This window comes from Streptomyces sp. NPDC048751 (assembly GCF_043198595.1).
Classification (GTDB): Bacteria; Actinomycetota; Actinomycetes; order Streptomycetales; family Streptomycetaceae; genus Streptomyces.
Map to the genome: position 1 here is coordinate 917642 of NZ_JBICUX010000001.1, position 12499 is coordinate 930140.

Genomic DNA, 12499 nt, shown 5'->3' on the forward strand with positions numbered 1-12499 from the left:
GGGAAGTGGTCTGATAAGTATGCGGGCATCTGCTCGAAGACGCTCAATGAGGAGCTGCCAGATGACCGGCAGGACAGTCAGAACAGGGTGGAAGCGGAACAGGACTCGGATCGTCGGCGTGGTGGCCGCGGCGGTCGGCGCCTCGCTCGTGCTCGGCGCGTGCGGCAGCACCAAGGACACCGGCGCCTCCGGTGCCGGAGGCGGAAAGAGCGACGGCACCGGCAAGGTCGGGGTGATCCTGCCCCTGCTGACCTCGCCGTTCTGGCAGTCGTACAACGACTACGTGCCCAAGATGGCCAAGTCGGAGGGTGTCGACGCGCTGAAGACGGTCAACTCCAACAGCGACCCCTCACAGCAGATCACCGACATCAACAACCAGCTCAACCAAGGCGTGGAAGGCCTGGTCGTCGCCCCGCTCGACAGCGCCGCCATCGAGGCCGGACTCGACCAGGCCGAACGCAAGGGCGTACCGGTCGTCGCCGTGGACGTGGCCCCGGACAAGGGCAAGGTCGCCATGGTCGTCCGCGCGGACAACGTCGCCTACGGCGAGAAGGCCTGCCAGTACCTCGGGAAGAACATCTCCTCCGGCAAGGTCGTGCAGATCATGGGCGACCTCGCCTCGGTCAACGGCCGCGACCGCTCCGAGGCGTTCCGCTCCTGCGTGAAGAAGAACTTCCCCAAGCTGAAGGTGCTGGAGATCCCCGCCAAGTGGGAGTCCGACACCGCGGCCTCCAAGCTGGACACCCTCCTCAACGCCAACCCCGACATCAAGGGCATCTACATGCAGGCCGGCGGGGTCTACCTCGCGCCGACGCTGCAGACCCTCAAGTCGAAGGGGATGCTGAAGAAGGCCGGAAGCGCGGGCCACATCAGGATCGTCTCCAACGACGGCATCCCGCAGGAGTTCGACGCCATCCGCAAGGGCGAGATCGACGCCACCGTCTCCCAGCCCGCCGACGCCTACGCCAAGTACGGCATGTACTACATCAAGGCGGCGATGCAGGGGAAGACCTTCAAGCCCGGACCGACCGACCACGACTCCACGATCGTCAAGCTGCCCAGCGGCATCCTCGAGGACCAGCTCCCGGCGCCCCTGGTCACCAAGGACAACGTCGACGACCCCGAGCTGTGGGGCAACACGGTCGGATGAGCACTCCACTCGTTGAGGCGCGGGGCGTCGTCAAGCGGTACGGCCCCACCGTCGCCCTCGCCGACGGCCGGCTCACCGTGCTGCCCGGCGAGTCCCACGCCCTCGTCGGCCGCAACGGCGCCGGCAAGTCCACCCTGGTCAACGTCCTCACCGGCCTCCAGGCCCCCGACGAGGGCGAGGTCCGCTTCGACGGCGACCCCGCGCCCGCGCTCGCCGACCGCGACGCCTGGCGCCGCAAGGTCGCCTGCGTGTACCAACACCCGACGGTCGTACCCGAGCTGACCGTCGCCGAGAACCTGTTCATCAACCGCCAGCCGCTGCACCGCGGGTTCATCAGCTGGCGCCGACTGAAGACCGAGGCCGCCCAGCTCCTCGACACCTGGGACGTGCGCGTCGACCCCGAGGCGCGCACCGCCGACCTCAAGGTCGAGGACCGGCAAATGGTGGAGATCGCGAGGGCGTTGAGCTTCGGCGCCCGCTTCATCGTCCTCGACGAACCGACCGCACAGCTCGACAACCGCGAGATCGAGCGCCTCTTCACCCGCATGCGCGCCCTTCAGGACTCGGGCGTCACCTTCCTGTTCATCTCGCACCACCTCCAGGAGGTCTACGAGGTCTGCCAGACCGTCACCGTCCTGCGCGACGCCCGCTGGATCACCACGGCACCGGTCGCCGACCTGCCGAGGGCGGCGCTGGTGGAGGCCATGGCGGGGGAGTCCATCGAGGTGATCGCCGAACAGGGCCTGAAGGAAACAGCCGTCGACGACACCGCCCCCGTCCTGCTCGAAGCGCGCGGGCTCACGTCGGACGCGTACGACAACGTCGACCTCACCGTCCGCCGCGGCGAGGTCGTCGGCCTCGCCGGCATCAGCGGCAGCGGCAAGATCGAACTCGCCGAGTCGTTCGCCGGCCTGTACACACCGACCCGCGGAACCGCTCGACTCGACGGCGAGCACCTTCCGTTCGGCGACGTGCAGGCGGCCCTGGAAGCCGGAGTCGGCTGTGTCCCCCGCGACCGGCACGACCAGGGCCTGGTCACCGGCATGACCATCGGCGACAACGCCACCCTGAGCGTCCTGGAGCGGCTCGGGCGCCTCGGTTTCATCGGCACCGAACGCAGGCGTGGCTTCGCCACCGCGCTGATCGACCGCCTCGACATCCATGCCGAGGGCCCGGACCAGCCCGTCTCCGACCTGTCGGGCGGCAACGCGCAGAAGGTCGTCATGGCCCGCGCGCTCGCCTCCGACCCGCGTCTCCTCGTCCTCATCAACCCCACCGCGGGCGTCGACGTGAAGTCCAAGGAGTCCCTGCTCGCCCGCGTGGACAGCGCCCGCGAGGACGGCACCGCCGTACTCGTCGTCTCCGACGAGCTCGACGACCTGCGCCGCTGCGACCGCGTCCTCGTCCTCTTCCACGGCCGTGTCGTCGCCGAGCACCCGGCGGGCTGGCGCGATCACGACCTGATCGCCTCCATCGAAGGAGTGGACCATGCTTGACAGCAAGGCCGGCGCGAACGGCACCGGGACCGCCCCGCCGCTCGCCGCCGTCGGCGGCCCCGCCGTGGCATCCGCCCGGACGGTCCTGCTGCGCCGGGCCCGCGAACTGGCTCTCGTGCCCGCCCTGTTGCTGCTCATGGTGCTCGGCGCGGTCGTCAACGACTCCTTCCTCACCGAGCGCAACCTGATCTCGATCCTCGGCGCCTCCGCCGCGCTCGCCATGGTGGTGCTCGCCGAGTCGCTGGTGCTGATCACCGGCAAGTTCGACCTGTCCCTGGAGTCGGTCGTCGGTATCGCGCCCGCCGTGGGCGCACTCCTGGTCCTGCCCGCGGCCGCCTCCGGCTGGGGCACCGAACTCCCCGCCGGGCTGGCCCTGTTGGCGGTCCTCGTCACGGGCGCCGCCGTCGGCGCCTTCAACGGCGTCCTGGTCGTGAAGTTCAAGCTGAACGCGTTCATCGTGACGCTCGCGATGCTGATCGTGCTGCGCGGACTGCTGGTCGGCGCCACCAAGGGCAAGACGCTCTTCGGCATGCCGGACTCCTTCTACTCCCTGGCGACCACCACCTTCCTCACGGTCCCGATGTCGGTGTGGCTGGCCGCGGCCGCCTTCGCGGTCGCCGGGTTCGTCCTGAAGTACCACCGGGTCGGACGCGCCCTGTACGCCATCGGCGGCAACCCGGCGGCGGCCCGCGCGGCCGGCATCCGCGTGGAGCGCGTGATGCTGGGCGTGTTCGTGGTGGCCGGCGCGCTCGCCTCGGTGGGCGGCCTCCTGCAGACCGGGTACGTCGGCGCGATCAGCGCCAACCAGGGCAACAACATGATCTTCACCGTGTTCGCGGCCGCGGTGATCGGGGGCATCAGCCTCGACGGCGGCAAGGGCACCATGTTCGGCGCCCTCACCGGCGTCCTCCTGCTGGGCGTCGTACAGAACCTGCTCACCCTCGCCCAGGTGCCGTCGTTCTGGATCCAGGCCATCTACGGCGGCATCATCCTCGTCGCCCTCATGATCGCCCGAGTGACCACGGGCCGCGCCCAGGACTGACCCCCCCCACCAACCGACGGAAAGGCACCCCGTGTCCCCGACCCCCGCCCGCGTCACCGCGGTCGACACCCACGACATCCGCTTCCCCACCTCGCGCGAGCTCGACGGCTCCGACGCGATGAACCCGGACCCCGACTACTCGGCGGCCTACGTCGTCCTGCGCACGGACGCCGAGGACGGGCACGAGGGGCACGGGTTCACCTTCACCATCGGGCGGGGCAACGAGGTCCAGGTCGCCGCGATCGAGGCACTGCGCGGTCATGTCGTCGGCCGGTCGGTGCAGGAGCTGTGCGCCGACCCGGGCAGCCTGAACCGCGACCTGATCGGCGACAGCCAGCTGCGCTGGCTCGGCCCCGAGAAGGGCGTGATGCACATGGCGATCGGGGCGGTGATGAACGCCGTCTGGGACCTGGCGGCCAAACGCGCCGACAAGCCCCTGTGGCGCCTGCTCGCCGACGCCGAGCCCGAGTGGCTGGTCGCCCAGATCGACTTCCGCTACCTCACCGACGCCCTCACCCCCGACGACGCCCTGGCCATCCTCCGCGGCGCCCGTGAGGGAAGACAGGAGCGACTGAACCTCCTGCTCCAACACGGGTACCCCGCCTACACCACATCGGCCGGCTGGCTCGGCTACGACGACGCCAAGCTCACCCGGCTCGCCGCCGAGGCGGTCGCCGACGGCTTCACCCAGATCAAACTGAAGGTCGGCGCCGACCTCGACGACGACGTACGCCGTTGCCGCGTCGCCCGCCAGGTCGTCGGCCCGGACATCCGCCTCGCGATCGACGCCAACCAGCGCTGGGACGTCGACGAGGCCGTCCGCTGGACCAAGGCCCTCGCCGAGTTCGAGCCGTACTGGATCGAGGAGCCCACCAGCCCGGACGACATCCTCGGCCACGCGGCGATCCGCCGGGCCGTCACCCCGGTCAGGGTCGCCACCGGCGAGCACGTGCAGAACAGGATCGTCTTCAAGCAGCTGCTCCAGGCGGGCGCCGTCGACATCCTCCAGCTCGACGCGGCCCGCGTCGGCGGCGTCAACGAGAACCTCGCCATCCTGCTGCTCGCCGCGAAGTTCGGCGTCCCCGTCTGCCCGCACGCGGGCGGCGTCGGGCTGTGCGAACTCGTCCAGCACCTGTCGATGTTCGACTACCTCGCGGTCTCGGGCACCATCGACGACCGCACCATCGAGTACGTGGATCATCTGCACGACCACTTCCTCGACCCGGTGGTGATCCACCGAGGCCACTACAAGGTCCCCTCTCTGCCGGGCTTCTCGGCGGCCATGCGCCCGGAGTCGATCGCGCGGTACACCTATCCCGGCGGCACCTTCTGGGCCGCTGACATCGATGCCGGCACCGAGGCCGACGTCAAGGCGAAGAAGGGGCACGCGGCATGAGCGACTTCGAGGGTCTCGGCGCACTGGTGACGGGCGGCGCCTCCGGCATCGGCCGCGCCACCGCGGAGCTGCTGGCCGCGCGCGGCGCCCGGGTCGCCGTACTCGACCTGGACACGTCATCGGTCGAGAAGCCGCTGCTCGCGTACACGGCCGACGTCTCCGACGACGCCGCCGTGCGCGCGGCCGTCGAGGCCGCCGTCGCCGACCTGGGCGGCCACGGCGTCCTCGATGTACTGGTCAACAACGCGGGCATCGGCGCCCTGGGCACCGTCGAGGACAACGACGACGCCGAGTGGCACCGCGTCCTCGACGTCAACGTCGTCGGCATGGTCCGCACGGCCCGCGCCGCCCTGCCGCACCTGCGTGCCTCCTCCCACGCGGCCATCGTCAACACCTGCTCCATCGCCGCCACCGCCGGCCTGCCGCAGCGGGCCCTGTACAGCGCGGCCAAGGGAGCCGTGTACTCCCTGACCCTCGCCATGGCCGCCGACCACGTCCGCGAGGGCATCCGCGTCAACTGCGTCAACCCCGGCACCGCCGACACCCCCTGGGTCGGCCGGCTCCTGGACAAGGCCGACGACCCGGCGGCCGAACGTGCCGCCCTGGAGGCCCGCCAGCCCACCGGCCGCCTGGTCACCGCCGCCGAGGTCGCAGGCGCCATCGCCTACCTGGCGAGCCCCCTGTCCGGCGCCACCACCGGCACCGCCCTCGCGGTCGACGGCGGCATGCAGGGCCTGCGCCTTCGGCCGGTGGGGCAGTGAGCACCCTCGGCCGCAGCGGCGTCGAGGTCAGCGGCCTCGGCTTCGGCGCCGCCGTGATCGGCAACCTGTACACCGAGGTCACCGACGAGCAGGCGTACGACGCCGTCACCGAGGCCTGGCGGCAGGGCCTGCGCTACTTCGACACCGCGCCCCACTACGGCCTCGGCCTCTCCGAGCGCCGCCTCGGCGCCGCCCTGCGCGAGCACCCCCGCGAGCGGTACACGGTGTCGACGAAGGTGGGCCGCCGCCTGGAACCCGCCGACGGCACCGGCGACGACCTCGCGGGCGGCTTCGCCGTCCCCGCCACCCACCGCCGCGTCTGGGACTTCACCGCCGACGGCGTACGGCGCACCCTGGAGGCGAGCCTGGAACGCCTAGGCCTCGACCGCGTCGACGTCGTCTACCTGCACGACCCCGACGACCACGCCGAACAGGCCTTCCGCGAGGGCTACCCGGCCCTGGAGAAGCTGCGCGCGGAGGGTGTGGTCGGCGCGATCGGCGCCGGCATGAACCAGGCGGAGATGCTCACCCGCTTCGTGCGGGACACCGACGTCGACGTGGTGCTGTGCGCGGGCCGCTACACCCTGCTCGACCAGCGCGCCGGGGCCGAGCTGCTGCCCGCGGCCCTCGAACGGGGCGTGTCGGTCGTCATCGGGGGCGCCTTCAACTCGGGGTTGCTGGCGGACCCACGACCCGGAGCGACCTACAACTACGCCCAGGCGCCGGTCGAGCTGCTCGAGAAGGCCCGGCGCATGCAGGCGGTCGCCGACCGGCACGGCATCACCCTGCGCGCCGCCGCCCTGGCCTTCTGCACCGCCCACCCGGCGGTCGCGAGCGTGCTGGTCGGCGCCCGCACGGCGGACGAGGTGCGCGACGGCGCCGAGCAGTTCGCGACCCCCGTCCCCGCCGCCTTCTGGCAGGAGCTGCACGACACCGGTCTGCTGCCCCGGGAGGAGCCGTCATGAGAGTCGCCCTGCACACCAAGGTCCGCGCCGACCGGATCGACGCGTACGAAGCCGCCCACCGCGAGGTCCCGAAGGAACTCACCGACGCCATCCGCGCCGCCGGCGCCACGTCCTGGACGATCTGGCGCAGCGGCACCGACCTCTTCCACGTCCTCGACTGCGAGGACTACGCCCGACTCCTCGCCGAACTGGAGAAACTCCCGGTCAACGTGGCCTGGCAGGCCCGCATGGCCGAACTGCTCGACGTGGTGCACGACTACTCCGACGAAGGCGCCGCCGCCGGCCTGCCCGTCGTGTGGGAGCTGCCGTGAGCGTCGACGCCCACCACCACGTCTGGGACCTGTCCGTCCGCGACCAGGACTGGATCCGGGGGCCCGAACTCCAGCCACTGCGCCGGAACTTCACCCTCGACGACCTCGCACCCGAGGCCCGCGCGGCCGGCGTCGACCGCACGGTCCTGGTGCAGACGGTCACCGTGCCCGAGGAGACCCCCGAGTTCCTCGCCCTCGCCGCCGGACACGACCTGGTCGCGGGCGTCGTCGGCTGGACCGACCTGACCCGCCCCGACGTGGCCGACGAACTGGCCCGGCTCCGCGAACTCCCCGGCGGCCACCACCTCAAGGGCGTTCGCCACCAGGTCCAGGGCGAGCCCGACCCGCGGTGGCTGCTGCGCCCCGACGTCCACCGCGGCCTCGCCGCCGTCGCCGACGCGGGCCTGGCCTACGACCTGGTCGTCCTGCCCCACCAGCTCCCCGCCTGCGCCAAGGCGGCCGCCGACCACCCCGGCCTCACGTTCGTCCTGGACCACCTCGGCAAACCGCCCATCGCCTCCGGCACGCGCGAACCCTGGGCCACCGCCGTCCGCGCGCTTGCCGCACTCCCCAACACCGTCTGCAAGCTCTCCGGCATGGTCACCGAGGCCGACCACGCCCACTGGACCGTCCACGACCTGCGCCCCTACGCCGACACGGTGCTGGAGGCCTTCGGACCGGCCCGGCTGATGTTCGGCTCGGACTGGCCGGTGTGCACACTGGCGGCGACGTACGCCGAGGTGCTGTCGACAGCCGGCCGGCTGACGCAGGAGCTGAGCCCCGACGAACGCACGCTCCTCTTCGAGACCACCGCCGCCCGCGTCTACGACCTCTGAACCGCCACCGCCAGCCGGGTCGGCGGCAGAAACTCCCGCACATACGTCCGCTCCCAGCACGCGCCCGTCGCCCGCAGCTCCCGCCAGCTCGTGTAGCGGTAGCGGAAGAGGCGGGCGCGGACGTAGCGCGGAGGCTCGTCGGGCGGGAACGGGGAGCGGCGCAGCAGCTTCAGGGTGTCGCGGTCGTTCTCCAGGAGCCGTTCGACCATGACACCGAACCACGCCCCGGCGTACGCGGGGGAGAGCGCGGCGAACCACATCATCCAGTCCAGCCGGAGGTGGTACGGGGCGTACTGGCGCGGCCAGTGCCGTGGATCGCCCGGCTTGCCCTTGAACTCGTACTCGCGCCACTCGGAGTCCTCGCGCGGCACGTCGTCGGGCGTGCCCTCGACCACCACCTCGTAGCGGACGCGGCTCACGCTGCCGAACGCGCCGTAGGTGTTCACCAGGTGGAGCGGGTCGAAGGAGCGATTCATGACCTGGGCGCGGGAGATCATGTTCACGACCGGGCGATAGCTCAGGAACACCAGCAGCGCGGCCACCGCCAGGACGACGACCTCGTACCAGAGCGGGGTGCCGGGCAGCGACGGTGCCTCGCCCGGCAGCCGCAGGGCCGACACGGCCAGCACGATGGTGATCCAGTTCAGCCAGGAGAAGTTGCCCGACAGGACGAGCCACAGCTGGGTGACCATCATCAGGCAGGCGGCGGCCGTGGCGATCGGCTGCGGGGTGAACAGCAGGACCGGCACCACGAGCTGCGTGACGTGGTTGGCGGCCACCTCGACCCGGTGCAGCGGCCCGGGCAGATGGTGGAAGAACCAGCTCAGCGGGCCCGGCATCGGCTGTGTCTCGTGGTGGTGGTCCAGGCAGGTCAGCTTCCGCCAGCACTCGTCGCCCCGCAGCTTGATCAGACCCGCCCCGAACTCCACCCGGAACAGGATCCAGCGCAGCAGGAACAGCACGAGGAACGGCGGAGCCACCTCGTCGTTGCCGAGGAAGACGGCGAGGAACCCCACCTCGAGGAGCAGGGACTCCCAGCCGAAGCCGTACCAGGTCTGGCCGACGTTGACGATCGACAGGTACAGCGCCCACGGCACCAGCCACAGCAGCATCGCCGTCCACAGCGGCACCAGGGAGTCCAGACCCGCGATCAGCGCCACCGACACCGCGCACCCCGTCCAGGCGCAGACGGCGAAGAAACGGTCCGAGTAGTGCAGATGGAACAGGCTCGGCGCCCGCCGGAACGGCACACGCCGGACGAACCGGGGGATCGGCAGCATCCCCCGCTCGCCCAGCAGCGCGCGGAACTGGAGGGCCGCCGTGAGGAACGCGACCAGATACACGCAGGCCAGAGCCCGCTGGAAGACCAGCCGGCTCACCCAGTACTCGGGTGCGGTGAACCACTCCACGGCCTCGCGCTCCTCTTCTTCTCTCCGGCCCCGTCACTCACCGTGTTCCATGCCTCGGACTGGGTAACCCAGGTGTTCCGCCCGCTCGAAGAATCGGGCAAATCCTGACAAAGTGGGCGCATGGCTGATCGGGGAGCGAGCGCGCTGTCACTCCCGGACGACTGGCCCGCCCACCCGGATCCGATCCTCGCCCTCAACCGCATGGGCAGCTTCGACTGGGACCTGGACACCGGCCTTTACCACATGGACGCCCGGGCCCACGAGATCTTCGACGTGCTCCCCGAGGAGTACGACGGCCGCCCGGAGAGCCTGGCCCCGCGGTTCCCGGAGGCGGAGGCCGTCCGCCTGGACACCCTCGTCGCCCAGGCCATCAAGGACGGCAGCGAGAACTACGGCGCCTACTTCCGCATCCGCCGCCGCGACGGCAGCCTGTGCTGGACCCACACCCAGGGCTACATCCGCCGTGACGAGACGGGCCGCCCCCGGCGGATCATCGGCATCGTCCGCGACGCCGCCGAGGAGCTGAGGGACCTCGCCGACCGCGGCGACGAGGCAGCCCTGGACGACGCCCGCCGTGAGCAGACCAACGTCGTCCAGCTCACCACGGCCGCCCTCGCGCACGCCCGCACCGTGCGGGACGTCATCGACGTCCTCAAGGACATTCACGGCCTCACCCACCTCGGCGCGACCAGCCTCGTCATGGGCCTGGTCGAGGCGGGCCGCATCCGGCTGGTCGCCGAGGGACCCGCGGGCAGCTTCGTGCCCGGCACCCTCGTCACCCGCATCGACGAGCCCTACCCCATGAGCGAGGTCGTCCGCACCCTCAGCCCGCGGTTCATCGAGTCGCCCGAGGAGTTCGCCGCCGGCTACCCCGTCCTGTGGCCGTACATCACCGACCTGAACATCACCTCGGCCGCCTACCTGCCCCTCATCGTCCAGGCCCGCCCCATCGGCGCCATGGGCCTGCTCTACAGCGACCGGCACGGCTTCACCCCCGAGGAGCGCAACATCCTCGTCGCGCTCGGCAGCAGCATCGCGCAGAGCCTGCAACGCGCCATGTTCTACGAGCAGGAGAAGGACATCGCCCAGGGCCTCCAGCAGGCCATGCTGCCGCGCACCATCCCCAGCGTCCCCGGCGCCGACATCGCCGTCCGCTACCGCGCCGCCACGATCGGCGGCTCCCTCGGCCGGGACATCGGCGGCGACTGGTACGACCTGATCCCGCTGCCTGGGGGTACCCCCTCCGGCGGAGGCCGGGTCGGCGCCGTCATCGGCGACGTCCAGGGCCACGACACGCACGCCGCCGCCGTCATGGGCCAGCTCCGCATCGTGCTGCGCGCCTACGCCGCCGAGGGCCATCCCCCGTCCACGGTGATGGCCCGCGCCTCCGTCTTCCTGCACGAACTCGACACCGACCGCTTCGCCACCTGCCTGTACGCGCAGGCCGACCTGTCCACCGGCGTGGTCCAGGTGGTCCGGGCCGGCCACATCGACCCGCTGGTGCGGGCGCCCGACGGCACCTGCCGGCGCATCCCGGTCACGGGCGGCCTGCCGCTCGGCCTCTCCGCCGAGTTCGGCACCCTCGACTACCCGGTCACCACCCTCGAACTCGACCCCGGTCACACCCTGCTGCTGTGCACCGACGGACTGGTCGAGCAGCCGGGCGCCGACCTCGACGACGGCATGAAGACCCTCACCAGCCTCATCGCCCACGGCCCCGACGACGTACGCGGCCTCGCCGACCGGCTGATCGACATCGCCGAGGAACGCGCCGGCGACGACGACGTGGCCCTGCTCCTGCTGCGCCGCCGGGGCCCGGACACCCTGCGGCCCGGCGGCCGGCTCCAGCAGCACGTGGCTCCCGGCGACCCCGAGGCCCTCACCGGCGCCCGGCACATGATCCGCGCCGCGGTCCGCACCTGGGGCCTGTGGGACCGCGCCGACGAGATCGAGCTGGCCGCCGACGAACTCATCACCAACGCCCTCATGCACACCGAGGGCGCCGCCATCGTCACCCTGCGGGTCCTGGGCGACACCGACCGCCGTCTGCGCGTCGAGGTCGAGGACTCCTCCAGCGCCCTGCCGCGCCGCCGCGAGGCCGGGGAGTCCGGCGTCTCGGGGCGCGGCCTGCTCCTGGTCGAGCTCCTCACGGACGAGTGGGGCGTGGAGGCGCGGGGCGGCGGCAAGTGCGTGTGGAGCGAGTTCAGGGTGCCCGGCGGCTGAGCATCCGGAGCTGAGGGTGTCGGTCCCCGGTGGCACTCTGGACGTATGCCGGAACTGCCCGAGGTCGAAGCGCTCAAGGACTTCCTGACCGAGCGTGCCGTCGGTCACGAGATCGTGCGCGTCCTGCCCGTCGCCATCAGCGTCCTGAAGACGTACGACCCGCCCGTGACCGCCGTCGAGGGGCGCGAGATCACCGCCGTGCACCGCCACGGCAAGTTCCTCGACCTGGAGACGGACGGCGGCCCGCACTTCGTGACCCACCTGGCCCGCGCCGGCTGGCTCCACTGGAAGGACCGCCTCCCCGACGGCCCGCCCCGCCCCGGCAAGGGCCCCCTCGCCCTGCGGGTCGCCCTGGAGACGGGCGAGGGCTTCGACCTCACCGAGGCCGGCACCCAGAAGCGGCTCGCGGTGTACGTCGTACACGACCCGCAGCAGGTCCCCGGCGTCGCCCGCCTCGGCCCCGACCCGCTCGCGGCCGACTTCGACGCAGCAAGACTCGCCGGGCTCCTCTCCGGGGAGCGCCGCCGGATCAAGGGCGCCCTGCGCGACCAGAGCCTCATCGCCGGCGTCGGCAACGCCTACAGCGACGAGATCCTGCACGCCGCGAAGATGTCCCCCTTCAAGCTGGCCGCCTCCCTCACCCCGGAGGAGACCGACACCCTCTACACCGCCCTGCGCACCACCCTCACCGACGCCGTCGACCGCTCCCGCGGCCTCGCCGCCGGCCGCCTCAAGTCCGAGAAGAAGACCGGCCTGCGCGTCCACGGCCGCACCGGCGAGCCCTGCCCGGTCTGCGGCGACACCATCCGCGAGGTCTCCTTCAGCGACTCGTCCCTCCAGTACTGCCCGACCTGCCAGACGGGGGGCAAGCCGCTGGCGGACCGCAGGATGTCGAGGCTGCTGAAGTAGG

At 71.6% G+C, this 12499-nt stretch carries 11 protein-coding genes; 10 read left to right on the plus strand and 1 reads right to left on the minus strand.

The window, feature by feature from the left end:
* The first annotated feature begins 61 nt into the window (after positions 1-61).
* From ACGFNV_RS04085 to ACGFNV_RS04120, 8 genes are read left to right on the plus strand one after another with little or no spacing between them, the layout of a single operon-like run.
* The gene (locus tag ACGFNV_RS04085; protein WP_393619175.1) at positions 62-1150 is read left to right on the plus strand and encodes a sugar ABC transporter substrate-binding protein; all 1089 of its coding nucleotides are present in this window, start codon (positions 62-64) and stop codon (positions 1148-1150) included.
* Entirely contained in the window at positions 1147-2646 is a 1500-nt protein-coding gene (locus ACGFNV_RS04090) for a sugar ABC transporter ATP-binding protein (RefSeq protein WP_393619176.1), read from the plus strand. The genes ACGFNV_RS04085 and ACGFNV_RS04090 overlap by 4 nt, the downstream gene beginning before the upstream one ends.
* Entirely contained in the window at positions 2639-3688 is a 1050-nt protein-coding gene (locus tag ACGFNV_RS04095) for an ABC transporter permease (protein ID WP_393619178.1), read from the plus strand. The genes ACGFNV_RS04090 and ACGFNV_RS04095 overlap by 8 nt, the downstream gene beginning before the upstream one ends.
* A 31-nt stretch (positions 3689-3719) precedes the next feature.
* The gene (locus ACGFNV_RS04100) at positions 3720-5084 is read left to right on the plus strand and encodes an L-fuconate dehydratase (protein WP_393619180.1); all 1365 of its coding nucleotides are present in this window, start codon (positions 3720-3722) and stop codon (positions 5082-5084) included.
* Entirely contained in the window at positions 5081-5845 is a 765-nt protein-coding gene (locus ACGFNV_RS04105; RefSeq protein ID WP_393619181.1) for an SDR family NAD(P)-dependent oxidoreductase, read from the plus strand. Before ACGFNV_RS04100 ends, ACGFNV_RS04105 begins: the two co-directional genes overlap by 4 nt.
* Complete coding sequence (locus tag ACGFNV_RS04110; protein ID WP_393619183.1) at positions 5842-6810, plus strand: aldo/keto reductase; 969 nt, start codon at positions 5842-5844, stop codon at positions 6808-6810. The genes ACGFNV_RS04105 and ACGFNV_RS04110 overlap by 4 nt, the downstream gene beginning before the upstream one ends.
* Positions 6807-7121, plus strand: a complete 315-nt coding sequence (locus tag ACGFNV_RS04115) for an L-rhamnose mutarotase (RefSeq protein WP_393619185.1) — start codon at positions 6807-6809, stop codon at positions 7119-7121. The genes ACGFNV_RS04110 and ACGFNV_RS04115 overlap by 4 nt, the downstream gene beginning before the upstream one ends.
* Positions 7118-7957: an amidohydrolase family protein gene (locus tag ACGFNV_RS04120; protein WP_393619186.1), complete on the plus strand. Its 840-nt coding sequence runs from the start codon at positions 7118-7120 to the stop codon at positions 7955-7957. The genes ACGFNV_RS04115 and ACGFNV_RS04120 overlap by 4 nt, the downstream gene beginning before the upstream one ends.
* On the opposite strand, the gene ACGFNV_RS04125 is transcribed toward ACGFNV_RS04120, so the two are convergent.
* Entirely contained in the window at positions 7945-9366 is a 1422-nt protein-coding gene (locus tag ACGFNV_RS04125; protein ID WP_393619188.1) for a lipase maturation factor family protein, read from the minus strand. The two genes, ACGFNV_RS04120 and ACGFNV_RS04125, sit on opposite strands and share 13 nt — an antisense overlap.
* A 120-nt stretch (positions 9367-9486) precedes the next feature.
* Here ACGFNV_RS04125 and ACGFNV_RS04130 point away from each other — a divergent pair, with 120 nt between their 5' ends.
* Together ACGFNV_RS04130 and ACGFNV_RS04135 are read left to right on the plus strand one after the other, a co-directional pair.
* Entirely contained in the window at positions 9487-11589 is a 2103-nt protein-coding gene (locus ACGFNV_RS04130) for a SpoIIE family protein phosphatase (protein WP_393619190.1), read from the plus strand.
* A 45-nt stretch (positions 11590-11634) separates the two neighbouring features.
* Positions 11635-12498: an Fpg/Nei family DNA glycosylase gene (locus ACGFNV_RS04135; RefSeq protein ID WP_393619192.1), complete on the plus strand. Its 864-nt coding sequence runs from the start codon at positions 11635-11637 to the stop codon at positions 12496-12498.
* Position 12499: the final 1 nt, after the last annotated feature.